The organism is Petrotoga sp. 9PW.55.5.1 (genome assembly GCF_003265365.1).
GTDB lineage: Bacteria > Thermotogota > Thermotogae > Petrotogales > Petrotogaceae > Petrotoga.
The window spans coordinates 34885-59828 of the sequence record NZ_AUPM01000056.1; the positions used below are offsets into that span (position 1 = coordinate 34885).

General features: G+C 32.8%; 19 protein-coding genes. 17 read left to right on the forward strand and 2 right to left on the reverse strand.

All coding sequences use genetic code 11. The features are described 5' to 3' along the window. Positions 1-65: 65 nt before the first annotated feature. From PW5551_RS08255 to aglA, 4 genes are all read left to right on the forward strand, one after another. Entirely contained in the window at positions 66-4532 is a 4467-nt protein-coding gene (locus PW5551_RS08255) for an acyl-CoA dehydratase activase-related protein (RefSeq protein WP_113075304.1), read from the forward strand. Positions 4533-4784: 252 nt separating this feature from the next. Beyond that, positions 4785-5792 carry a LacI family DNA-binding transcriptional regulator gene (locus PW5551_RS08260; RefSeq protein ID WP_158526170.1) on the forward strand — a complete coding sequence of 336 codons (1008 nt, stop codon included), beginning with the start codon at positions 4785-4787 and terminating at the stop codon, positions 5790-5792. A gap of 16 nt (positions 5793-5808) precedes the next feature. Further along, a complete protein-coding gene (locus tag PW5551_RS08265) occupies positions 5809-7053 on the forward strand; it encodes an ABC transporter substrate-binding protein (RefSeq protein ID WP_113075306.1) in 1245 nt (414 codons plus the stop codon). A 58-nt stretch (positions 7054-7111) separates the two neighbouring features. Next, entirely contained in the window at positions 7112-8569 is a 1458-nt protein-coding gene (aglA, locus tag PW5551_RS08270) for an alpha-glucosidase AglA (protein WP_113075307.1), read from the forward strand. A gap of 39 nt (positions 8570-8608) precedes the next feature. Here aglA and PW5551_RS08275 read toward each other — a convergent pair whose 3' ends face one another. Next, positions 8609-9355 (reverse strand): DeoR/GlpR family DNA-binding transcription regulator, encoded by a 747-nt coding sequence (locus PW5551_RS08275; protein ID WP_113075308.1) that lies wholly within the window; start codon positions 9353-9355, stop codon positions 8609-8611. Between the two features lie 246 nt (positions 9356-9601). On the opposite strand from PW5551_RS08275, the gene PW5551_RS08280 reads away from it, so the two are divergent. From PW5551_RS08280 to PW5551_RS08305, 6 genes are read left to right on the forward strand one after another with little or no spacing between them, the layout of a single operon-like run. Further along, positions 9602-10237 carry a class II aldolase/adducin family protein gene (locus PW5551_RS08280; RefSeq protein ID WP_113075309.1) on the forward strand — a complete coding sequence of 212 codons (636 nt, stop codon included), beginning with the start codon at positions 9602-9604 and terminating at the stop codon, positions 10235-10237. A 12-nt stretch (positions 10238-10249) separates the two neighbouring features. After that, positions 10250-11392: an L-rhamnose isomerase gene (rhaI, locus tag PW5551_RS08285; protein ID WP_113075310.1), complete on the forward strand. Its 1143-nt coding sequence runs from the start codon at positions 10250-10252 to the stop codon at positions 11390-11392. 34 nt (positions 11393-11426) lie between these two features. Beyond that, positions 11427-12395 (forward strand): autoinducer 2 ABC transporter substrate-binding protein, encoded by a 969-nt coding sequence (locus PW5551_RS08290; protein ID WP_113075311.1) that lies wholly within the window; start codon positions 11427-11429, stop codon positions 12393-12395. 54 nt (positions 12396-12449) lie between these two features. Next, a complete protein-coding gene (locus tag PW5551_RS08295) occupies positions 12450-13940 on the forward strand; it encodes a sugar ABC transporter ATP-binding protein (protein WP_158526171.1) in 1491 nt (496 codons plus the stop codon). 19 nt (positions 13941-13959) lie between these two features. Next, on the forward strand, positions 13960-14907 hold the full coding sequence (locus PW5551_RS08300; protein WP_113075313.1) for an ABC transporter permease: 948 nt from the start codon (positions 13960-13962) through the stop codon (positions 14905-14907). Beyond that, positions 14904-15887, forward strand: coding sequence for an ABC transporter permease (locus tag PW5551_RS08305; protein WP_113075314.1), 984 nt, complete (start codon positions 14904-14906; stop codon positions 15885-15887). Before PW5551_RS08300 ends, PW5551_RS08305 begins: the two co-directional genes overlap by 4 nt. A gap of 141 nt (positions 15888-16028) precedes the next feature. Here PW5551_RS08305 and PW5551_RS08310 read toward each other — a convergent pair whose 3' ends face one another. After that, positions 16029-16313 (reverse strand): hypothetical protein, encoded by a 285-nt coding sequence (locus tag PW5551_RS08310; protein ID WP_113075315.1) that lies wholly within the window; start codon positions 16311-16313, stop codon positions 16029-16031. On the opposite strand from PW5551_RS08310, the gene PW5551_RS08315 reads away from it, so the two are divergent. The 7 genes from PW5551_RS08315 to PW5551_RS08345 all read left to right on the forward strand — a co-directional run bounded on the left by PW5551_RS08315 (position 16300) and on the right by PW5551_RS08345 (position 24894). Next, positions 16300-17298 (forward strand): dihydroxyacetone kinase subunit DhaK, encoded by a 999-nt coding sequence (locus tag PW5551_RS08315; RefSeq protein ID WP_113075316.1) that lies wholly within the window; start codon positions 16300-16302, stop codon positions 17296-17298. The two genes, PW5551_RS08310 and PW5551_RS08315, sit on opposite strands and share 14 nt — an antisense overlap. A gap of 14 nt (positions 17299-17312) precedes the next feature. Then, positions 17313-17972, forward strand: coding sequence for a dihydroxyacetone kinase subunit DhaL (dhaL, locus tag PW5551_RS08320; RefSeq protein ID WP_113075317.1), 660 nt, complete (start codon positions 17313-17315; stop codon positions 17970-17972). 955 nt (positions 17973-18927) lie between these two features. After that, on the forward strand, positions 18928-20376 hold the full coding sequence (gene aldA, locus PW5551_RS08325) for an aldehyde dehydrogenase (protein ID WP_113075318.1): 1449 nt from the start codon (positions 18928-18930) through the stop codon (positions 20374-20376). 17 nt (positions 20377-20393) lie between these two features. Further along, on the forward strand, positions 20394-21716 hold the full coding sequence (gene larA, locus PW5551_RS08330; protein ID WP_113075319.1) for a nickel-dependent lactate racemase: 1323 nt from the start codon (positions 20394-20396) through the stop codon (positions 21714-21716). After that, positions 21694-22485 carry an electron transfer flavoprotein subunit beta/FixA family protein gene (locus PW5551_RS08335; RefSeq protein ID WP_113075320.1) on the forward strand — a complete coding sequence of 264 codons (792 nt, stop codon included), beginning with the start codon at positions 21694-21696 and terminating at the stop codon, positions 22483-22485. The genes larA and PW5551_RS08335 overlap by 23 nt, the downstream gene beginning before the upstream one ends. Next, positions 22482-23483, forward strand: a complete 1002-nt coding sequence (locus PW5551_RS08340) for an electron transfer flavoprotein subunit alpha/FixB family protein (RefSeq protein ID WP_113075321.1) — start codon at positions 22482-22484, stop codon at positions 23481-23483. The genes PW5551_RS08335 and PW5551_RS08340 overlap by 4 nt, the downstream gene beginning before the upstream one ends. Further along, positions 23476-24894, forward strand: coding sequence for an FAD-binding oxidoreductase (locus tag PW5551_RS08345; RefSeq protein WP_113075322.1), 1419 nt, complete (start codon positions 23476-23478; stop codon positions 24892-24894). The genes PW5551_RS08340 and PW5551_RS08345 overlap by 8 nt, the downstream gene beginning before the upstream one ends. Positions 24895-24944: the final 50 nt, after the last annotated feature.

A 24944-nucleotide genomic window follows, 5' to 3' on the forward strand; every position in this document is an offset into this window, starting at 1 on the left:
GAAAATTAATATATCATAGTAATAAATAAAACAAAAATAATTGATTTGATGAGGTGGTATTATATATGTATTACGTAGGTTTTGATATTGGCTCATCAAGTATCAATGCTGCAGTTATAGACAATGAGGGTAACCTTAAATATGTAAAAGAAGGAATTCCACATTTTGGAATCCCTTTAAAAAGATTGCCGGAAATTTGGAAGTTAATCAACACAAAGATTGAAGGAAAGATAATATCTACAGCTTTCACGGGAATAGGTGCCCAATATTTCAATAAAGTTTTCCCCTCATTGTTGTTTGATTATGAAAGTGTAAGTATCCCAAAAGGGGCTTTTTTTCTTGAGCCGAATGCTTCTTATGTCTTTCACATAGGAGCAAAAGATTCTTATTTTTTCCGTCTGGGTCATTTAGATGAAAAAGTGAACCTTTTAGAGTTATCAGCTAATAGTAAATGTGGTGGGGGTTCAGGGATATTAATTGAAAAACAATTAAAGAGATTGTTTTTAAAGAATGATTCAATCTTTTTCAAAAATCAGAATTATCAAAAGAAAATTCAACTAATGAACGAACTTTATCAACAGGCAGAAGAAGAAGTTAAGAAATTCACCGATATTCAAGGGTTCAACGCAAGATGCGGAGTAGTCATACAATCAGACTTAATTCATGAACAGAATGAAGGTGCTGAAAGGCCATTCTTAGTTGCTAAATTGTATTCAACTGTTGCTAGAAATTATAAAAATGATGTTGTAGGATCACGCGAGTTAGATCCTTCTTTACTCTCTATTGCTACAGGCGGAGTATTCACGAGCGATTATATATTAAAAAATTTCAACAAATTGTCAAGTTTAAAAGTAAAGCGACCAAAATATCATAAAGCAGTTGCAGCAATTGGCATAGCTTTAGAGGCTTTAGAAAAGAAAAATGAGTTTGTAATAGATTTTGATCAATTATCAAAGATTTCTAATTTTTCAAAAAGCAAACGTCCGTTCGAAAAACCTCTTTACACGTTTATTGATAAGGTTCATGCATTTGAAAGTGAAATTCCTAAGCTGGAATCTGATAAAGTAAAAGATGTAACTATCGGTGTTGATGGTGGTTCTACAACAACCAAAGCAGCCATTGTAGATGTTGATACGGGAAAGCTTTTAGATAAAATATACATCAGCACGCATGGTGACCCTGAAGGAGCATTGAAAGAAGTATTCAGACATCTTGCAAAAAAATCTGAGTATTACAACGTCATAGGAGTTTGTACAACTGGGTCTGCCAGAAAGTTGTATGAAAGAATTTTGATAAGTCAAAATAAAAAGAAACGTTTAGAAGAAGAAGGATATGTTGTTTTGGATGGAGCGGTAGATGAAGTTACCTGTCATGCCAAAGGTATTAAATTTCATGATAACGAGATCGACACGATTTTTGAAATCGGTGGTCAGGATATGAAGTTTACTTCTTTCAAACTCATAGATAATAAAGCAACAGATGAAATTAGAGAGGCTAGAATGAATTATTCATGTCAAGCAGGGGCAGGACAAACGTTGGAAAATATGGCGCAGATATTGGATTTGGATGTAAAAACAACTTTACAAGAAGCTGCATTGAAAGCAGAGAAGGTTCCTATAATTGATTCCACATGTGGCGTATTTATGGAGATGGAGGAGAATAGACTAATATCCGAAGGTTTTTCCAAAGAAGAAATTGCCGCGGCAATTATAAGATCAACTGCTGCGAGTTATTTCAATAAATTTGTCGGAGGGCCACAACATGTTCAAAACAAATGTTCTTGTCAAGGTGGGCCGGCGTTGGGGAAAGCCTTTCTAGCAGCAATGGCACAGGTTACTGAAAAAGATATATACGCTTATCCTCACAGGGAACTTTTCGGGGCATGGGGTGCAGGACTTTTCTTAAGCGAAGAGATTCTAAAATTAAGAAAAGAAGGAAAAGAAGTACGATCCGCGTTTAGAGGTTTTGAAGTAGTAGATATGGAATTTGAAAAGAAAGAAATGCTGTGTTCAGAATATTTTGGAAAATTATCATGCAAAACCAGAGATTGCAAATTAAAAATATTTAATATATCAAACGAAGAAGTTATAACAGGCGGATTTTGTCCGAGAGGCAACAGTGAAGGCACAGGAAAAGTAAAAGTCGATTATGTTGATATTTACCACCGTTTATTTGAAAAACATTTTGAAGGAATAAAATATCAGGAATTAGACAACTTGGATAATAATGACAAGATAACTGTAGGCATTCATAGGTCTGGTGTAACGTTAGGAGAAATAGGTATTTGGTCTGGAGCGTTGTTAAATAAACTAGGTTTCCTTCCAGTAATTTCACCCGTTTCAGATGAAGAAATCGCCCAAAGAGGGATAAATATAGCCCCAACTGAGTTTTGTATCGCGATGAAACTTGTTGTTGGACATGCAGATTTACTATCAAAAGACAAAAGAATCAACCATCTCTTCAATCCTTCAGTAATAGAAGAAGTTAGAGATAAAAAACCCATGAGAAAGTTTTGTATATATACAGAAGCAGAAGGGTATCTGCTTCAAGACATATTAAATCTTGATGAAAAACGAGAGATTTTACCTATTCTTTATTGGAAAGATAAAGAAAGATCTGCTAAAGCGATATATGAAGAGCTAAAAAGGATTGGATACGATATTTCTAAAGAGGACGTTTTGAAAGCTATTGAATATGCAGATGAAAAAGTTCAAGAGTTCAAGAGCGATCTTTCTAAACAAGGCAAAAGGTTTTTAGAAAAATTAGAAAAAATTGATGAAGAAGGCTATGTTGGATTAGGAAGAGATTATGTTATTCTTGATCCTCAGGCATCTTCTCAATCTGGATCAATGTTTGCAAAACAAAGAGGTATGAACTACATTCCACAAACATTTTTAGAAGAATATTACAAAGATATACCTATCGATCAACTTTCTTACAACGAATATTGGTATCAAAACTCTCATATTCTTCAAGCGTCTATCTTTGTTGCTCAACATCCCAAATTATTTCCAATAAGACAAATGAATTTCGCATGTGGACCAGATTCTGTGAAATTTTACCATGAAGACGAAATATTCAAGAGGGTAGACAAACCATTTTTACATTTGGTTACTGATGCTCAGACTAACAACGCCCCTTTTGTTACAAGAGCAGAAGCACACGAACGTGTAGTCAAAAAAAGTAACCCAAGAACTGATTTACAATTGAAAGATTTTGTATTATTTCCTGATGGTCATAAGGATAAATTAAAATTGGGTCAAAGAATATGGCTTATCCCTTATATGGGTGAAGCCAGTAACTTAGGAAAAGCTATATTAAAGCATTATGGAATAGAGGCAAGGGTTTTGCCAACTGCAACAGTAAAAGCTACAGAAGCGGCTGACAGGTTCATAACAACTGAAGTTTGTTTTCCTTTACGAGGGGTCGTAGGAGATGCTATGGCAACGTTGGAAGAAATTGCTAAAGAAAAAGGTAAAAAGTGGATAAATGATAATATTGTAATCTTCCTGCCTACAACATCAGGTCCATGTAGATTTGGAAAGTATGGAGAGGTATTGAAGATATTTTTGCATAAAGAAGGAATGGATAATATCCCGATTATTAGTCCATCAGTTGATACAGGGTACCTTCAAATAGATGCACCAGAACAATTTAAAACTTTGTATCAGAAAGCTGATGCTTTAATTAATGTATTTCGGGCAATTAAAATGGCAGATTTAACAGATGATCTAATAAGAAGATTTAGACCTTACTGTGATGATTTTTCAAAATTTGACAAAACAACAGACGAGTTATGGAAAGATTTACAGCAGTTGTTAATTCAAAAAGGTGGGGCTATAAAAAATTTGAAAAAGTGGGTTAAAAGTGCAACTCGAACATTTATAGATTTAGCGCCTCAAGCAAATGAACATTCGTTACCTCTAGTACTCTACATTGGAGAGATATATTCTAGACAACATGATCCTTATACTGATTATGTAATTCAAAGGTTAGAAGAAGAAAGGCTAGAAATAATCAGAGGAACCATTGTAGAATGGTTAGAATATGTAATATACATAAACGAAAGAAGAAACCCGAAATTTTTGTATAAGTTTGTTGATAATTATATGGCTTTCACCGATTGGCGATTTGAGAAGATATTTGGAAGTTATTCGAAAGATCATGAAGTTTTACCCAAACCTCATAAAATAATCAATGACATGCAAAAAAACCGAAAATATCACGGGGATATAATAGGTGAATCTCCTTTGGTTATTGGTATATTTCTCAAATTTTTAAATGGTGAATTAACGAACGAAAAAAGACAAGTATCTGGTATATTTCATGTGGGGCCATTTACATGCATGCAGGAAGGTGTTGCAATGGCGAAGATGGATGCTATAGCTGAAAAAGTATCAAAAGAGGATCCGTCTAAAGTAATTCCAATGATTCATGCCTTTTTCGGTGATTCAGCCAATACTAATCTTGAAGCAGAAATCGCAGCTTTTAGAGAGCAATGTTATTTAAAACATAAAATGATTAGGACATAAAATCAAGGGAAAAGAGGCTTTTTAGCCTCTTTTTTCTTTAAGAAAAGAAAAATTTAATAATTTGAATGAAAAATTGAGTATTAAGCTTATAATCGGCTTTAATCTCTTTTAATTATCTTTAATCGATATTAATCGGATTTGCTAAAAATAATTCAAGAGGTTATAATAAGAATACGTATTCATATAATAACAATCATAATTATAATTAATAATTCTATAAAGCGAATGCACAACAAAAAAGGAAGATTAAAAATGAAAACTATGAAAGAAATTGCTAAATTAGCGGGAGTTTCTCAAGCAACTGTTTCAAGAGTTATTAATAACAATCCAAATGTCAATCCGGAGATTAGAAAGAAAGTTTTAGAATACATTAGAAAATATAATTACCAACCTAATAGAATCGCAAGAAGTTTGGTTAATAATAAAAGTTATTTAATAGGAGTAGTGCTTCCTGAAATTTCTAATCCGTATTTCCCAGAGATTTTAGAATCTCTCGAAGAAGAAGCCAACAGACTTCAATACAATATTGTTTTGGCGATAACTAACGGAAGTTTACAAAAAGAAAAAGAGCAAATACAGATGTTGTTAAGTAGAAGAGTAGACGGTTTGATTATTAATCCTACAGATTTAACAAATATAGATCATATTAAAGAAATTCGAAAAATATTACCTGTAGTAATATGCGCACAAGATCTTGATGGGTTTGACTTTGTTTCAGTTGATCATTATTTGGCGGGAAAGATAGTGGCAAAGTATTTAATAAACAAAGGACACGTAAATATAGGATACGTTGGATATTTAAAAGATAAAAAGTTTAAAGGTTTTTATGAAGAAATAAAAATGAACAGCATTGATTTTACTGATGATAATCATTTAGCAACGCCAGAAGATATGCTAAAGTTAACTGAAAACGACTCAAAAAAGCAAGAAGAAAGGCTATTAAATAAAATACAAAAAAAATCTATCACAGCGATCTATACAATCAATGATATTATGGCAACAAAAATAATGAATCTCTTGCAAAAAAATGATCTTAAAGTTCCAAAAAATGTTTCAATAGTTGGATTTGATAATACCATTTTATGTAACCTAACAAATCCACCCTTAACAAGTGTGGCTCAACCTACAATGGAAATTGGTTCAAAATCTATTGATATCCTTACGAAAAAAATAGAAGATAAAAAACTAGAAGTAGAAAATGAAGATAAATTAGAGCAAATTTTCCTACCACCACGTTTGGTAGTTAGAAAATCAACTTGAAAGGGAGGAGAAAAACATGAGGAAATTTTTAGTAGTTGTTTTTGTGTGTATGTTTTTTGTTAGTGGTTTTTCAGTAAAAATCACTATGGCTATGGGAACTACAGGAAAGGTTATGGAGGTTTTGTATGAACAACTAGAACTTTTTAGTAAGGAGTATCCAAATATTCAGGTGGAAGTTATGCATTTACCGGAGAGTTCAACAACTCAACATGATTTGTTAGCAACTTATTTAGCTTCAGGAAATCCTGATCCGGTTGTTTTTTCTATTGATTGCATTTGGCCTGCTGAATTTGAACCATTTTTAGTAGATTTGTCTAAGGATTATGAATACTTTGAATTTGAGGACTTTTTTGAAGGAAGTTCTAGCTCCGTAAAAGTAGGAGATAAAATTGTTGGAGTACCATGGGTTATTGATGCTGGTATGTTGTACTATAGAAAGGATTTGCTAGATAAATATGGATATGATGTACCAGAAACATGGGATGAATTATACCAAACAGCAAAAGATATTTCATCAAAAGAAGGAATTCACGGCTTTGTATGGCAAGGTGCCAGATACGAAGGATTGGTATGTGATGTTTTTGAATTTGTAAGAAGTTTTGGAGGAGAACTAATTGACGGTGAAACAGTTGTTGTTGATGATCCACAATATTTTAATAAAAATGTTGCAGCAATAACCTTTATGAAAAAATTAATAGATGATGGAATTTCTCCTCGCGGAGTTATAACTCATATGGAAGAGGAAGCAAGGAGAATATTTCAGAATGGAGACGCTGTTTTTATGAGAAATTGGTCTTATGCTTGGATATTAGCGAACGATGAAAATTCACCTGTTCAAGGAAAGATAGGAGTAACAACTATCCCTAAAGGGCCAGAACCAGATGGAAGGTCTTCCTCAACATTAGGTGGGTGGAGTTTGGCTATAAATGGGAATGCAAGTGATGAGCAAATTGATGCTGCGAAGAAACTTATAAGATTTTTAACAAGTAAAGAACAACAAGTATATAAATCTATAAATGATGGAACAACACCAGCTCGGAAATCCGCATATTTAGATCCAAGAACTTTAGAAGCATTTCCTTTCTTTGAAGAAATGTATGAGGTTTACTTAGCAGCTGAACCAAGGCCTGTGTCTCCCCTTTATACTGAGATATCGTATGAAATTCAAGTTGCAGTACATCAAGTATTGGCATCTAATAAAAATCCAGAAGTAACACTAAAAGAATTGAGTAACAATTTGAGAAATTTGATGAGTTACTAGTTTAAACATTCTTAGTTTAAGTAAGAAAAGCAAATATCTAAGGAGGAAAAAGAATTATATGACAGCAGTTAAAGTAGGAATTATAGGAGCAGGAAGTGCGGCGTTTTCATTAAGATTAGTTGGTGACTTATGTAAAACAAAAGGTTTATCAGGAAGTTCTGTTACCTTGATGGATATAGACGAGAATAGGTTAATGGCAGTTCACGCACTTGCTAAAAAGTTTGCGGAAGGACTTGGTGCAGATATTAAATTCGAAACTACTACCAATGTTGATGATGCAATAAGAGATGCAAGTTTTGTAGTGAACACAGCATTAGTTGGTGGTCACAGTTATTTTGAAAAAGTAAGACAAATATCTGAAAAGTATGGTTATTACAGAGGGATAGACTCACAAGAGTTTAACATGGTTTCTGATTACTATACCATTACAAATTACAATCAAATAAAATTTATGCATGATGTTGCAAAAAAAATAGAAAAGCTCTCTCCAAAAGCATGGCTTTTGCAAGCCGCTAACCCTGTTTTTGAATTAACCAATCTAATAACAAGAACCGTTCCAATCAATATGGTTGGTATCTGCCATGGTCATCATGGGGTTGATCATATAATTGAAAAATTGGGATTAGACCCTAATAAAGTTGAATGGGAAGTTGCTGGAGTGAACCATGGAATTTGGTTAACCAAATTTATATACCAAGGCAAGGATGCATCCCCATTGATTGATGAACTGTTAGAAAAAGAAGTTGGCAATTTCAAACCAACTGATCCATTTGATGACCAAATATCGCTTGTAGCAAAAGATATGTATGAATTCTATGGTAAAATGCCTATAGGAGACACAGTAAGGAATGGAAGTTGGAAATATCATTTTGATTTAGAAACGAAGAAAAAATGGTTTGGTGAACCATGGGGTGGAGTAGACTCAGAATTAGGATGGAAATGGTATCAAGATAGACAAGCAGAAATTGCGACGGCGATGCAAAAAGTAGCAGACTATTTCCAAAAAAATCCAAACGCAAAATTATTTTCAAAAGATACACTTGATGAGATAATCTCTCAAACCAAGAATGAAGTAAAAGCCGAACTAACACAGGAAATATACAATCTTTTAGATCCTCAAAGAAAAAGTGGTGAGCAACATATTTTGCTAGCAAATGCTCTATTAAACGGCGAAAAAGTTGATTTAGTATTAAATTTACCAAATAATGGGACAATCTCAGGGATTTCAGATGATGTGGCTGTAGAAATACCAGTTTATGCTGATAAAGATGGAATACATCATTATGAAATAAATCCACCACTTCCAGAAAGGATTAAAAAGATGTACTTAGCCCCCAGAATAAATAGGATGGAAATGGCATTGGAGGCTTATTTAACTGGAGATAGAAAAGTACTAGAAGAATTTTTAATAAGAGACCCAAGAACAAAGTCTTACGATCAAGTTGTAAAAGTTTTGAATGAGATACTTGCCTTACCCGAAAACAAAGAAATGCGTGATCATTACAGTAAAAAATAGATACTATAAAAAATTCAGGGGCTAACTTTAGCCCCTTTTTCAATAAATAAAGTTTTTATTGAAAATTTTTGTTAGGCATGCATTATAGCTATCGCTAATTAATTTATCTATCTCTTCTACTCCAAAAGTTCTCATTATAGCTTTTTTATCAAATTTAGAGCTATCTACAAGCATAAAAATTTCATTGCAATTCTTTCCAACTATTTTTTTAATACTTGCACTTTGAGGAAGATTCTCAAAAGCCCCTTCTTCGTAAGAAAATGCACTACAAGAAAAAAATGCTTTTTCTACTCTCATTTCTTTCATCAGATTTTCTGGAATAACTCCTATTGTAACTCCGTTTTTATTATCCAGGGTTCCCCCTGCCACTACAATGTTGTGAGTGGGATTTTCTGAAAGAGCTAAAGCAGTGTAAAGGTTATTAGTTACAATATTTAAAAATTCCTTATTTTGGGCAATTTTTTGAGCTAGTATATAACAAGTACTGCTTGCATCTAAAAACAAAGTCGTATCTTTATTAATAAATTGAAGAGTAAGTTCAGCCATTTTTTCTTTTTTATTTTGATTGATTTTAACTCTCTCAAAAAACCTAGCTTCGGCAAATTGATTCCTTTTTTTTATACCACCGTAAAATTTCTCAATTAATCCTCTTTTATATAATTCTGAAACATCTCTTCGAAGAGTTACCATAGATACATTTAATTCTTGAGCTAAATCTTCCAGATTTGCAGAATTTTCTTTTTCTAAAATTTCTAAAATTCTATCTTGTCTCATAACTTTTGTCATAGAAATCACTCTCCGTGCTGTTTATAATAATATTGAGTTAAAAGAACATTAAAAAATCAAAATCATGCAAAAAATCTATTTAGAGATAATTATTAGAGATTATTTTCAATTAAACAGAAAATACTTTGATTATCTATGTTTTGTATTTTATCTTAAAATTGATATACTATGTTGAAATTATATCATAATAATATCATATTATGATCATATGTTACAAAAATATAATAAAAAGTTAGGAGGATAAAAATGGAATCAAATCAATTAAAAAAAGAAGTAGCAGAGTTTGCAAAACTAGTATGGGATAGGAAATTAACTGACGGAACAGGGGGAAATATGAGCATCAAAAATGGGGACGAAATATATATAACTCCAACAACTACGATAAAACATTTTTTGACAGAAAAGGATATTATTACCATTGACAAAAATGGCAATAAAATAGAAGGAGAAAAGGAACCCTCTTCAGAAAGAAAAATGCATTTAAAGATATATGAAAAAGTTTCTGATGTTAAAGCTATTATTCACGCTCACCCCCCGTATTCAACTTCATTTGCCATAACGTTTAACGAACTACCTATTTATGCCCTTCCAGAATCAGCTTTAGTTTTGGATCCAATAACTTATATAGAATATCAAATGCCTGGAACCCAAGACTTTGCAGACGCTTTTGAAAAGGGATTAGAAAAAGGTTCAAAAGTCTTTGTTCTTCAGAATCATGGTGTAACTGTTGTTGGAAAAGATATGAGTGATGCTTACATGAAATTAGAAACTTTGGAATTCTTGGCACAAGTTTCTTTTATCTCAAAACTGCATGGAAATCTAAATGAAATACCTGTAGATAAAATAAAAGCGTTTAAAGAGTTTGTTAATAAGAAAAATTAGGAGGAATACTTCGTGAATTTAGAACAAATAAAAGAAAAAGTTAAAAATTTTAAAGTTGAAGTTCCATCATGGGGATTTGCTAGGTCAGGTACAAGGTTTCATTCATTTCATATCCCTGGGGAAGCACGAAATGTATATGAAAAAATAGACGATGCTGCCTTAGTGAATAAAGTAACTGATGCTGTATCTGCTGTAGCTATTCACATTCCTTGGGATAAAGTTGACGATTATAAGGCTTTAAAAGAGTATGCAGAAAATAAAGGCTTAAAAATAGGGGCAGTTAATCCCAACTATTTTGAAGATGAAGATTATTTATATGGTTCTTTAAGTAATTCAAATATAAAAATACGGGAAAAGGCTATAGATCAAACCTTTGAATGTATAGAAATTATGAGACAAGTAAACTCAAAAGTACTCTCTATGTGGATACCAGATGGTTCTAATTACCCTGGACAAATAGATTTTAAGCGTTCTTTTGAATTACTAGAGGACTCTTTAAGGCAAATCACCAAAGAATTAGATGATGATATGACGATGCTTCTTGAATACAAGTTTTTTGAACCTGCATTTTATTCAACTCTTTTATGTGATTGGGGAACTTCCTATATGTTGTCTAAAGAATTAGGAGAAAAAGTCAAAGTCTTAGTAGATTTAGGACATCATCCACAAGGAACAAACATAGAATATATTGTTTCGTTAATGTCTTTCAAAAGGAAATTAGGTGGATTTCATTTCAACTCACGAAAATACGCTGATGATGATTTAACCGTTGGTTCTCTCAATCCATATGAATTATTTTTAATATTTGTTGAGTTAAACAAAAATTTTGATCTCTCTTTAGAAAATAAAGAAATAAGTTTAGTTTTAGATCAAAGTCATAACGTAAAACCAAAAATTCCAGCAGTGATTCAATCTATAAACAATCTACAAATAACATACATAAAATCTTTATTAGTTGATTTTGGGAAATTAAATAAGGCACAAGAAGAACATGATGTAATAAAAGCAGAAGAAATTCTAAAATCAGCTTATGAAACAGATGTAAGAGAAATTCTAAGGGAGGTGAGAAAAGAAAAAGGATTACCTGAAGATCCGATAAAACACATAAAGGAGAGTGATGAGTATTGGAAAATAGTGAAGGAAAGGGGAAAGTAGGAAAATCAAAACTAAAAAAGGAGGTTATTAAATTATGAAAAAAGTTACTTTTATATTTCTTTTTGTCATTTTAGTTTCCATGGGATTAGCTCAATATGATATCGTTTTTATTCCAAAACTTGTGGGAATTCCATATTTTAATGCCATGGAGAAAGGTGGAGAACAGGCTGCAAAAGATTTAGGAGTTAATTTTATCTATAGCGGATCAACAACGGATAGCGTTGCTGAACAAATACAGATGGTTGACAATTTTATAACAAGAGGAGTTGATGCTATAGCTGTAGCTCCTAATGATCCTGCTGCAATATCTCCTGTTTTGAAAAAATCAATGACAAATGGAATTCTAACAATGACAAGTGATACTGATGCGAATCAGGACGCAAGGGACTTGTTTATAAATCAGGCTAGACCAAAAGAAATTGGTTATCAAGTGATGGATACAGTCGCAAAAATTTTAGAAGGTGAGGGAAAATTTGCAATAGTTTCTGGAGGTCCAACAGCTTGGAATTTAAATACATGGATTTCATATTTACAAGAAAGATTAGCCGAATATCCAAATATAGAATTAGTAACTATTAGATACGCTGGTGAAGATGTACAAAGGGCTATGGATGTTGGGTTAAGTATAATGCAAGCTTTTCCTGATGTTGAAGTTTTGGTAGGTATGAATTCAACTTCTGGCCCAGGATTGGCTCAAGCAATAAAGGTTGCTGGAAAGACAGGAGAAGTCTATGCAACTGGTATCACAACTCCAAGTATGTTCAGAGAATATATGAAAGAAGGTATAGTTCCTGAATTTATATTATGGGATCCTGTTGAATTAGGCTATTTAACTGTGTGGGCAGCAAAATATTTATTGGATGGAAATACTTTACCTGAAAATCAACCTATTAACGTACCAGGTATTTCTACTAAACCGATTTATTATCCTGATACAAAAGAATTGGTATTGGGACCTCCATTGGTTTTTACTCCAGAAAATATAGATAATTATGATTTCTAGAAATAATTAATGGGGAGCACAGGCTCCCCATTAATGAAAAAGGGAGGAATAATCTTGGCATTACTAGAAATGAAAAATATCAAAAAAAGTTATGGAGGAGTTAAGGCCTTAAAAGGTATTGAATTTTCTTTAGAAAGAAGGGAATGTCATGCTTTAGTTGGAGAAAATGGAGCTGGGAAATCTACATTAATAAAATGTCTTACAGGAGCTACTAAAATGGATTCTGGAAAAATAATATTAGAAGGAAAGGAAATTGTTTTAAATTCTCCTAGGGATGGATTAGAAAATGGGATAAATGCTGTTTATCAAGAACCAATGATTTATCCCCAACTTAGTGTAGTAGAAAATCTTTTTATTGGTAAAGAGTTAAGAAATGTTGATGGTTCAATAAATTGGAAAATTGAAAAAAGAAGAGCTTTAGAACTTTTAAGAAGAGTGGGAATAAAAGAAAACATATTAGACTATCCTATGGAAGAGTTGTCAACAGCTTTTCAGCAATTAGTATTAATAGCAAAGGCACTTTTGTTTACTGCAAAAATAATAATTTTCGATGAACCTACTGCTATACTTACTGAGCAAGAAACTTCTAGACTTTTTAATATAATTATAGATTTAAAAAACCAGGGTTTAGGAATTATTTATATTAGTCATAGGTTGGAAGAGTTAGAAGTTATCGCAGATAGAATAACTATTATGAGAGACGGGGAAGTAAAAGGGACTTTTTTACAGAGAGAAATAAATAGAGATAAAATTATAGAATTAATGGCTGGCAAACATATTTTGGAAAAGAAGAAAAAAGAAAAATCTATAGGGAGGACCGTTTTAGAAGTAAAAAATTATAGTAAAGAGAAATTATTCAAAAATATAACTTTCGACTTAAAAGAAGGTGAAATATTAGGCTTTTCTGGTTTAGTTGGAGCGGGTAGAAGTGAATTAATGCAGGCAATTTTTGGAATTATCCATCCAGAAGAAGGAGAGCTCTTTTTTCAAAATAAACCTACAGAAATACTTGACCCAGAACATGCAGTTAAGATGGGAATAGCTTATTTACCTGAAGATAGAAGCTCTCAAGGACTTTTCTTGAATTTCAGTATTATAGAAAATATTAGAATAAGCATATTAGATCGTTTCAAAAAAAGTTTTGGTTTTATAGACGAAGAAAGTAGCTTTAATTTAGCCAATAATTACTTAAAATTATTAGAAATAAAAGCTCCCTCTGTTTTTACAAAGGTAAAAAATTTAAGCGGAGGTAATCAACAAAAGGTATTACTTTCTAAGTGGTTAGCTGTAAATCCGAGAATTTTGATTCTTGATGAACCAACTAGAGGTGTAGATGTTGCAGTTAAAGCGGAGATTCACGATTTAATTATTAATTTATCGCTCCAAGGTATGCCAATAATTGTCGTATCTTCAGAATTACCTGAAATTTTGAAATTAAGTGATAGAGTAATCGTAATGCATGAAGGAGAGGTCACCGGTGTATTTGAAAAAGAAGAAATAAACGAAAAAAATTTGATCAAAGCTGGAATTGGTGAAAATACATAGGTGGAGAGGTGAAATAATAATGATAAAAATAAAAAGAATTATAAAAACTCGAGAATTTATTATTTTATGTACTATATTATTACTAACTTTTTTTATCAGCTTATATTCAAAATCTTTTCTTCGACTAGAGAATATAAAAAATATTTTTATGCAAGTTTCTAGTGTTGCAATTAGTGCTATAGGTATGACTTTTATTATTATTACTGGTGGAATTGATGTTTCGGCGGGTTCAATTTTTGGTTTAAGTGCCTTAACAATGGCAAAATTAGCAACTTCTGGGATTAACCCAATTGTATCTTTAATTTTAGGAGCTCTTGTTGGTACTTTATTGGGTTTACTTAATGGTATTTTAATTAGCAAAATACATATTTCTCCTATAATTGTAACTTTAGGAACTATGAGTTTATGGAGAACTATGATTTTTTTTATTTCTGGAGGAAGATGGATTCTAGGAATACCTTCTGAGGCTTTATTTTTTGGAACAGGTACTATAGGGGATTTTCCCTTTCCAATATTTTTAATGATTATATTTGTAATATTTTTCTCATATTTTAGCGTCAAAAGACCTTTCGCCAGGTATATTTATGCTTATGGAAATAACCCGGAATTTCTAAGAATATCTGGTATAAATACTAGCAATGTTCTATTGTTTACATATACTTTGGCAGGCTTTATGTATGCAATCTCAGCATTTATAGTTGTTGGTAGGACGGGTATAGTTCAAGCAAATATAGGAACTGGTTATGAACTGCAGGTAATAGCTGCTGTAGTTTTGGGGGGGACAAGTATAACCGGAGGTAAAGGAACAATAATTGGTAGTTTTTTAGGAGCTACTATGATAGCCGTAATTAGCAATGGTTTAATTATGTTGAATGTACCTGCATTATTAGAAAATTTGATCTTAGGAATATTGATATTAGTTTCTGTTATTGCGGATATTTTAAGTAATAGAGGTGAAACCAAATGAAAAATAATATAGGAGTTATAGTTAGAGATAGAAATTTTATTTTATTGATGATTTTTATGGGAATATTTATTTATTTTACTTTTACCACAAGTGATTTTTTCAGTTATTATAATATTGTTAATTTAACAAAATATGGTGTAGAAATAGGATTACTTGCTTTAGCTGAAACTTTAATAATAATATCAGGAAAAGGTGGAATTGATTTATCAATAGGTTCCATTTTAAGTCTAAGTGCGATGACAATTGGGGTTTTATCCGGAAATATTGGTTTAAATATATGGATAGCTGCAATTATTGGTGTGGGCGTGGCAACATTGGCAGGGTTATTTAATGGAATAGCGGTATCTTTAATAAGAATCCCCCCTTTATTAGTAACTTTATCAACAATGTATATATATGATTCTTTAGCATTACTTATATCTATGGATAAATATGGGAATGCTATGCCCGTTTCTAATTTTCCAGAAAGTTATTTTTTCATTGGACAATATGAAATATTAAATATACCAATTCAAATATTTATTATTTTTATTCCTATAGTAATAATTCTTCATCTTCTTTTGTCAAAAACGATTTATGGAAAACATTTGTATGCAATTGGGTTAAATGATAAAGTTGCAAGATTTTCTGGGCTCCCTAATAATAAAGTGAGAATATTAGCATACACTATAGGGGGGTTTTTAGCCGGTATAGCTGCATTAACAATGACTTCTAGAATAGGAAGTGCTCGTCCAGATTTAGGTGCTAACCTAAATTTAAGAGCGATAACTATTGCTGTACTCGGAGGTACTAGTATAACTGGTGGCCAAGGTACAATAATAGGAACCGTTATTGCAATAGTACTAATAACTTTTTTAAATAACGGATTGCAACTCTCCGGAGTAAATCCGATATGGCAAGATGGAATATTAGGTATAATCCTTATTGCAAGTGCAATTATTAATTTTATTGTTTATAGAACAAATAGTTCAAGAAGTTAACTAGTTAAATTTTATTTATATTACATGAATAATATAAAAAAGTTAAAACATCATTCAGCAACAATTATAATACCCACTTCAGAAATAGCAAAAATAGTTGTTAAGCTGTGGTAAAAAAGATTAAATAAAGGGAAAGAAGAACTAAAATGAAGAAGTCCTAAGAGGGATAAAAGCGGTAGACTCACTCTCCAAATGAACAAAGTCGTAAAGATCAGAAGAATCGTAAACGGCATCAACCAAGAAATTAAACCCAGAAAGATTCAAAAGTTCTTTAGCTTTATTTAGTAAAGGGAAAGCATAATTTTTATCGTGGTGGCTAGCAGGAGAAACAACGCTAAACAGGGGGACATTTAAAAAAGAAAGGGTATGAACCTTGTAACCAAGATTAGAAAGAAAGGAGGTATTTTTTTGTATGAAAAAAATCATTAATAATCCTGACAATGTAGTTAACGATCAAGTTGAAGGGTTTATAAAATGTCATCAAGAAATAATTGAGAAAACTACAAATCCAAGGGTATTAAAATATAACAAATCTCCAGTTTCAGGGAAGGTAGGCATTGTAACAGGGGGAGGTTCTGGTCATTTACCAGCGTTTATTGGGTATATAGGAGAAAATATGGTGGATGCTGTTGCCATAGGAGAGATTTTTTCTTCTCCTACTCCTCAAGCTTTTCTTGACGCGATAATTGCTTCAGAATCCGGCAAAGGAGTAGCATGTTTATTTGGTAATTACGCAGGAGATAAAATGAATGTAAAACTTGCAATTAAAATGGCTAGGGCAAAAGGAATAGAAGTAAGAACTGTCGTAGCAAATGATGATGTTTCTTCTGCTCCAAAAGAGAAAAAAGAAAGGCGAAGAGGTGGAGGTGGAGAAATATTAATGTGGAAAATAGCTGGGGCAAAGTCTTCAGAGGGGGGAATATTGGATGAAGTAATAGATGTGGCACAAAAAACAGTTGATAATATGAGAAGTATTGGTGTAGGGTTATTTCCCTGTACAATTCCTGCATTCGGAAAACCCAATTTTGAGATAGAAGAAGGAAAGATGGAAATAGGAATAGGGCATCATGGGGAAAAAGGATTAGAAATAATGGATTTAAAGCCTTCTAAAGTTATTGCAAATATTATGTTAGATAAAATACTCCCTGATTTACCTTTTATTGAAGGAAATGAGGTAGTAGTTATGCTTTCAGGTTTAGGTGCCACACCTGTTGAAGAGTTATATATTTTATATAGCAATATATATAATGAATTAAAGGACAAAAAAATAGTTGTTTATAAATCTTATGTTGGGAATTTTTACACTTCGCTTGATATGGGAGGAGCTTTCTTAACGTTGCTTAAATTGGATGAAGAATTGAAAAGATTAGTCGATGTGAATGCATATAGTGTGGGGCTAAAACAATTTTAAGCCAGGAGGAAATTATGAAAGAATCATTTAAGAATGAAAGAGGAAAAATAATTGTTGAAAATATGGTAAAAATTATTCAAGATAATAAAAATCATTTGAGTGAAATAGATGCTCAGTTAGGTGATGGAGATCATGGTATAAATATGAATAAAGGGTTTTCTATCTGTTATGATAGAATAAAAGATAAACAATTAGGGTTTTCCGAATCTTTAGAGGTTTTAGGAAATGTTTTACTAAATGAAATAGGTGGTTCGATGGGACCGTTGTATGGAGTGTTTTTTCTTGAAATGGCTGAAGTTATAAAAAGTAAAGAAGTTATTGATAAATTTGATTTTTCAAAAATGTTGCATAAAGCTTTAGAAGGGATTAAAGAGCTAACTGATGCTAAAATTGGAGATAAAACATTGTTAGATACCCTGATTCCATCGATAGAGGCTTTTGATAGAACTATAAATAACAATGGAAGTTTTGTGGAAGCTTTGAATGATTTAATAGAATCAGCAGAAAAGGGTAAGGATTCAACAAGAGATCTGATATCCAAATATGGCAGAGGAAATAGATTGGGAGAAGCTTCAAAAAACATTTTAGATGCAGGAGCTGTGTCTTGTTATCTCATATTGAAATCAATGTCAGGTTCTATAAAAAACTTACTTGAAAGTTCCTCTTATTTATAAGAGATCTTAAAAATAACATAGGACTTTAGAAATGAAACATTTCTAAAAATAAATGTTTAAATTTAAAATGGTTAAACTACCCCGTCTGTTACCACACCCTGGCTGTGACAAAGAGCGTCGCATCTACCCCTCTCAAGAGGGGAATTTCTATTACATTTAGCTTCGTAGAAGGGGAATGGCGCAGCCCAGTTCACATAAAAAATTCAAATCTGAAACATATATAAAATAGTAAATTTTAGAATTTTTAAAAACAGTGCAAGGCATAAAAAAAGAAACTAACAATATCATATCCAAAAAATGAAAGAAATTTATCACGAGATTTATTTAAAAACCCATTAAGAATATAAAGGAACACCTTTTTGGGCTCGGAACTCAAAATTAAATAAAGAAGATTTGATGGAACAAATTGAAAACTTTAAAATAATGGGGATCGGTGGTTTTCATATTCATTCACGAACTGGTATGACTGTTGATTATTTAAATGATGAGTTTAATTAAATTATTTAACCAAAGAGCAAAAGAAGAAGATATGCTGTGTTGGTTGTATGATGAAGATCGCTGAACTTAGGGTTTTGCAGGAGGATATGTTACAAAAGATGAACAATATAAGCAGCGTTTCCTTGTTTTTACACCTTTTGAAAAAGATAAATTAAGGCAAGATAAAAAAAGAAGTTACAAAGGGAAAATTGCCTTTGCGCCTTATAAATAGAGTTAGGCAAAATAAGCAAAGGTAAGCACATTATTGATATAACAGCATATGGTAACAGGATAAACGCTTTTGGGACGGTTTATAATTGTGATGACGCGTATTTTTGGTTTGGACCAGATGCCTGGAGAACCACTGGAAACCAATGGTCATACGAGTACAGGCTTAAACCAATGGGAATTCTTATTTCTCCAAAAATTTATTGGATGAAATAAGTATCCAAATTTGAAAAAGGAGGAGGAAGAATAGATGAGAAGATACAAACTTTTTATTGATGGTGAATTTTTAGAATCATCTTCAGGGGAAATGATTCAGGTTATAAACCCTGCAAATGAGGAAGTGATTTCCGAAGTCCCCCAAGCAACTGTGGATGAAACAAGAAAGGCCATCGACGCTGCACATCGGTCTCAAAAAAGATGGGAAAAATTGCCTGCTGTTGAGAGGGGAAAATATCTAAGAAAGATAGCAGAAGGTATTAGAAAAAATGCAAAATTATTAACCGAGACTCTAATGGAAGAGCAAGGCAAGGTTAGAAGTTTAGCTGAAACCGAAATAAACTTTACAGCAGATTATATTGATTATATGGCGGAGTGGGCAAGAAGAATAGAGGGAGAGATTATCCCTAGTGATAAACCCAACGAAAATATTTATTTATACAGAGCACCGATAGGAGTAGTAGCTGGAATACTACCATGGAATTTTCCTTTCTTTCTTATAGCTAGAAAAATGGCTCCAGCTTTGATAACAGGAAATACCGTTGTCATTAAACCTAGCTCTGATACTCCAAACAATGCTTTTGAATTTGCCAAAATAGTTGCTGAAACTGACTTACCAAAAGGTGTATTCAACTTAATTACAGGAAGAGGATCGGTTGTTGGTGAAGAGTTGGCATCCAATCCCAAAGTTAGAATGGTTAGTTTCACTGGAAGCGTTGAAGCTGGCTCAAGAATAATGCAATTAGCTGCAAAAAATATAACGAAGGTTTCTTTAGAGTTGGGAGGAAAGGCTCCGGCTATAGTCATGGATGATGCTAACATAGACGATGCAGTTAAGTATATAAAACAATCAAGAGTTATAAATACGGGACAAGTATGTAACTGTGCAGAAAGAGTTTATGTACATGAAAAAGTTGCGGATGAATTTGTAGAAAAAATGACCAAAGCAATGCAAGATACCAAATACGGAGAACCCTTGAAATCAAATGACATAGAAATGGGTCCTTTGATAAACAAAAATGCCCTTGAATCTGTTAAAGGTTTTGTTGAAAGAGCGATAAAAGAGGGGGCTAAACTGTTAACTGGTGGAGAAGATGACAAATTTGAAAATGGATATTATTATAAAGCAACGATGTTGGCTAATTGTACTCAAGATATGGAAATTATTCAAAAAGAAATTTTTGGTCCCGTTCTTCCAATTGTTACTTTCAAAGACCTTGATCAAGCAATTGAATATGCAAATGATTGTGAATATGGTTTGACATCTTCTATTTATACTCAGAATCTTGATGTTATGATGAGAGCAGCTAATGAAATAAAGTTTGGTGAAACCTACGTGAATAGGGAGAATTTCGAAGCCATGCAAGGATTTCATGCAGGCTGGAGAAAATCTGGAATAGGTGGAGACGATGGTAAACATGGTGTGGAAGAATTTTTAAATACACATGTACTATACATACAATACGACACTAACAAAAAATAATTTTTTAGGAGAATTATATGAAAGTTATAATTCCATATGGAAAAAGTGAAAAAGAGGTAATTTTAGACGATAGGTTAAACATTAGAGTATTGAGGAAATCTAAAATAGAGGGGTTAAAGAATGTAAAGGATGTTATTAAAAAATCATTGGTTTCCCCTATCGGTACTCCTTCTCTTTACTCAATAGCGAAAGGGAAGAAGAATTGTTGTATAGTAATTTCTGATACTACAAGGCCTGTTCCTAATTATCTTCTTTTGCCCCCTATAATTAATACATTGAAATTAGCTGGAATGAAAGAAGAAAGTATAACCATCTTAATTGCTAACGGTTCCCATAACCCCGTTCCCGAAGATTTATTTGAAGAATTAGTAGGGGAAGAAGTACTTAAGTACAAGGTAAATATAATAAATCATGATGCATACGATGAAAATCATTTAAAAAATATCGGCAAAGTTTCTTTGGATTGCCCTGTAATAATAAATAAAAAATATTTAGAATCTGACTTAAAAATATGTACAGGTTTAATAGAACCTCATTTTATGGCAGGATATTCTGGAGGAAGAAAGTCAATATGTCCAGGAATAGTTGGCATTGAGACTTTAAAAGTTTTTCATGGGGTAAAAGCTATGGGAGATCCCAATTCAAAAAGTTGTCAGTTGGAAAATAATCCTGTCGACAAGATTGCTAAAGAAGTTGCGTTAATGACAGGTTGTGATTTTATTTTGAATGTTTCTTTAAATGAAGAAAAAGAAATAACAGGGGTTTTCTCAGGGGACATTTTCAAGGCACATCAATTAGGGTGTAAACAGGTGGTTAATGGTTCCATTGTAGAGATCGAGGAACCAGTTGATATTGTAATTACATCAAACACAGGGTACCCACTTGACCAAAACTTTTATCAAACCGTAAAAGGCTTAGTAGAAGCATCACAAATATTGAAACCTTCTGGCGTAATTATAATGGTTTCAGAGTGTAAAGCAGGTGTTGGTAAAGAAGAATTCAAAGAATTACTTTTGGAATTGAAAAAAGTAGGAATTAATCAATTTTTGAAGAATCACAGTTCTTCAGGAACGTTCCAAAGTGATCAATGGGAAGTGCAGAAATTAATCGAGGTGTTGAAAAAAACGAATAATATATTGTTATTTTCTTCTCTGGAGGAAGAAGATTATAAATATACTTTTGCAAACAATATTAAAACATTGGAAGAAGGTTTAGAAAGAGCTTTAAAACTGAAAAGAGATAATGCTAAGATAGCTGTAATTCCTGAAGGGCCATATGTTGTTGGAATGATAAAAAATCAAAAAGGAGATACATCAAATGGAAATATGCGTACTAATTAAACAAGTTCCATCTACAGACCAAGTTAAAATAGATGAAAAGACAGGTACAATGATAAGAAGTGATTTGGAATCAGAACTCAATCCTTTAGACATGTATGCGGTAGAAGAAGCTGTAAGGATAAAAGAAAAGAATTCAGGGACAAAAATAACAGCGATATCCATGGGACCTGCTTCTGCAGAATACACTATAAAAGAAGCGATATCTATGGGATGTGATGAAGGTGTGCTGTTAACGGACAGAAAGTTTGCTGGTGCTGACACACTAGCAACAGCATACACGATAACTCAATTTCTAAAAACAAAAAAATTTGACATTATATTTGCAGGAGAAAGGGCAACGGACGGAGAAACAGGGCAGGTAGGACCGTCGGTTGGAGCACAGTTAGAGATACCGATACTAACGTACGTAAATAAAATTACAAAAATAACAAACGAAAATATAACCGTTCAAAGAGCTATAGAAGGTGGAAATGAAGTTATACAGACAACACTTCCAGCGTTGATAACCGTGGTAAAAGAGATAAACGAACCAAGATTACCTAATTTGGAAAACAAATTAAGGGCCAAAAAAAGCAAGATAAAGATATTAACCAACGAAGAATTAAAAATAAAAGAAGACAAAATAGGATTAAAAGGATCACCAACAAGGGTTGTAAAAGTATTTTATCCAAAAATATCAAGACAAGGTGAAAAAATAGTTGTAAAAACTTCACAAGAAGGGGTAGAAAAAATACTAATGTATTTAAGAGAAAAAGGCGTGGTATCATGAAAAAGGAATACAAAGGGGTATGGACGATAGCAGAAGTAAAAGAAGGAAAAATCAACAGTGTATCGTATGAATTACTGGCATGGGGAAAAGACTTAGCAGAAAAACTCAACGTAGAACTATCAAGTGTAGTATTATCAGACAAAGTTGAAGAGATTGAATCACTCATACACTACGGGGCAGACAAAATTTACTATATTGAACACAAAAAATTGGCCCATTTTTATCCCGACATACACACAAACATATTAAAAAATATGGTAGAAGAATTAAAACCTGAAATAATACTAGCATCAGCCACCACCATGGGAAGAACGATTATGCCAGCTTTAGCAGCAAAGTTAAACACAGGTCTAACAGCAGATTGTACAAACTTTGAAATAGATGAAAAAACAAGATCGTTAATACAAATAAGGCCTGCAATTGGTGGAAATGTCATGGCTAAAATAAAAACGGTCACAAAACCCCAAATGGCAACAGTAAGGCCAAAATCGAAACAACCGTTAGAAAAAGATGAAAATCGGAATGGAGAAATAATAAAAAAGGAATATGAAAATGAAATATACGAATCAAAATACAAATGGATAAACTTTGAAAAAGACCGAAGTAGTGAGCAACCAATTCAACAATCTGATGTGATAATAGCGGGAGGAAAAGGGATAAAAAAACCAGAAAACTTCAAACAACTGCAAAGAATAGCTGAAAAATTAAACGGAGCGGTAGGAGCAACAAGAGCTGTTGTAGATATGGGATGGATAGATTATTCTCATCAAATAGGGTTATCTGGTAAAACTGTAAGTCCAAAATTATACATAGCTGTAGGAATATCGGGTGCGGTACAACACATAGCAGGAATGTCAAGCTCAAAACACATAATCTCAATCAACAAAGATCCTGAAGCACCTATATTCAAAATATCAGACCTAGGAATAGTAGCCGATGCAACAGACATTCTTCCTCTTTTAGAAAAAGAAATAAAATCGGGTGATAAAAATGAATGAATACAAAAAAATAAACGACAAGGTAGTAGAAAAAATAAGGAAAATAATGAAAAACGACGCGTTAATAATATACCAAGACGAAGAAAGCTTAAAAAGTTATTCAAACGACGAATCAGGGGGTGAATACTACGCCCACATGCCAGATATCGTTGTAAAACCTGAAACAAAAGAACAAATATCAGAATTAATTAAAGTTGCAAACGATGAAAATATACCAATAACCCCAAGGGGAGCGGGTAGTGGTTTAGCGGGAGCAGACATACCAATATATGGAGGGATAGTATTATCTCTTGAAAGAATGAACAGAATAATAGAAATAGACACAAAAAATCTGGTTGCAGTGGTAGAACCTGGGGTAGTAACAAACGATCTATGTAGGTTAGTATCAGAAAAAGGGTTGTACTATGCTGGATATCCAATGAGTGTAGAAACAAGTTTCATAGGAGGAAACGTTGCAACCAACGCAGGAGGAAGTAAAGTAATAAAATATGGTAACACGGCCCATCATATACTAGGACTGGAAGTAGTGATGCCCAACGGTGAAATTGTAGAGTACGGTGGAAAAAGAAGGAAAGACTCAAGTGGTTACAACTTATTACAACTGTTCATAGGATCGGAAGGAACACTTGGAATATTCACGAAAATATACGTGAATCTTATACCTCAACCGGGGAAAGTGGTTGATCTACTTGTACCGTTTAAAAGTATAGAAAAGGCGATAGACAATGTGGGACCACTAATGACGGAAACAAAAAGTCTGCCATCAGGAATAGAATTTATAGACAAAAAATCTATCGATTATGCATCTAAATACACAGGAATGGAGTTACCTTATCAAGATGAAGTGGGATCTTATTTAATAGTACAATATGAAGCAACAACATTGCAAGAGGTGGAGGAATTATACGAAAAAAGCGGCAAAAGTTTATTAAAAAATGGTGCAAAAGATGTATTCATAGCAGATAACAGGACAAATTCAGAAAAGATATGGAGGATGAGAAGGAACTGGTTAGAAAGTCTAAAAGCGGTGGATCCATATGTTCCAAGTGGAGATGTTGTAGTACCTACATCTAAAATACCCGAGATAATGGAGTATATAACACAAGTAGAAAAAGAATACCAGGTAGATATACCAGTAGCAGGACATGCAGCAGATGGGAACCTTCATCCAGCGCCTTTGAAACCCACCAACGTTTCACCACAGCAATGGAAGAATTTATCTGAAGAGATATTGGGAAAGATAGCAATTAAAGCTTCGGATATGGGTGGAGCAATAAGTGGTGAACACGGAGTAGGATTCATTAAAAAAGATTTACTTAAAAAGACAAAGCCAAATCAGTTTGAGAGAATGAAATTGATAAAACAAGTCATCGATCCAAACAATATTATGAATCCTGGTAAGTTGTTTTGAAAAATCATCAATAAAATTGATCAAATAAATATAAAAAGAAAAAGGTGATA

Excerpts from the sequence above, each read along its gene's own strand:
- PW5551_RS08340 (WP_113075321.1), top strand. The coding sequence starts at position 22,482 with ATGAAAAAGGAATACAAAGGGGTATGGACGATAGCAGAAGTAAAAGAA.
- aglA (WP_113075307.1), top strand. The coding sequence starts at position 7,112 with ATGACAGCAGTTAAAGTAGGAATTATAGGAGCAGGAAGTGCGGCGTTT.
- PW5551_RS08265 (WP_113075306.1), top strand. The coding sequence starts at position 5,809 with ATGAGGAAATTTTTAGTAGTTGTTTTTGTGTGTATGTTTTTTGTTAGT.
- PW5551_RS08275 (WP_113075308.1), bottom strand. The coding sequence starts at position 9,355 with ATGACAAAAGTTATGAGACAAGATAGAATTTTAGAAATTTTAGAAAAA.
- PW5551_RS08335 (WP_113075320.1), top strand. The coding sequence starts at position 21,694 with ATGGAAATATGCGTACTAATTAAACAAGTTCCATCTACAGACCAAGTT.
- PW5551_RS08290 (WP_113075311.1), top strand. The coding sequence starts at position 11,427 with ATGAAAAAAGTTACTTTTATATTTCTTTTTGTCATTTTAGTTTCCATG.
- PW5551_RS08260 (WP_158526170.1), top strand. The coding sequence starts at position 4,785 with ATGAAAACTATGAAAGAAATTGCTAAATTAGCGGGAGTTTCTCAAGCA.
- larA (WP_113075319.1), top strand. The coding sequence starts at position 20,394 with ATGAAAGTTATAATTCCATATGGAAAAAGTGAAAAAGAGGTAATTTTA.
- PW5551_RS08315 (WP_113075316.1), top strand. The coding sequence starts at position 16,300 with ATGAAAAAAATCATTAATAATCCTGACAATGTAGTTAACGATCAAGTT.
- PW5551_RS08305 (WP_113075314.1), top strand. The coding sequence starts at position 14,904 with ATGAAAAATAATATAGGAGTTATAGTTAGAGATAGAAATTTTATTTTA.
- PW5551_RS08300 (WP_113075313.1), top strand. The coding sequence starts at position 13,960 with ATGATAAAAATAAAAAGAATTATAAAAACTCGAGAATTTATTATTTTA.
- PW5551_RS08255 (WP_113075304.1), top strand. The coding sequence starts at position 66 with ATGTATTACGTAGGTTTTGATATTGGCTCATCAAGTATCAATGCTGCA.
- aldA (WP_113075318.1), top strand. The coding sequence starts at position 18,928 with ATGAGAAGATACAAACTTTTTATTGATGGTGAATTTTTAGAATCATCT.
- PW5551_RS08310 (WP_113075315.1), bottom strand. The coding sequence starts at position 16,313 with ATGATTTTTTTCATACAAAAAAATACCTCCTTTCTTTCTAATCTTGGT.
- dhaL (WP_113075317.1), top strand. The coding sequence starts at position 17,313 with ATGAAAGAATCATTTAAGAATGAAAGAGGAAAAATAATTGTTGAAAAT.
- PW5551_RS08280 (WP_113075309.1), top strand. The coding sequence starts at position 9,602 with ATGGAATCAAATCAATTAAAAAAAGAAGTAGCAGAGTTTGCAAAACTA.
- PW5551_RS08345 (WP_113075322.1), top strand. The coding sequence starts at position 23,476 with ATGAATGAATACAAAAAAATAAACGACAAGGTAGTAGAAAAAATAAGG.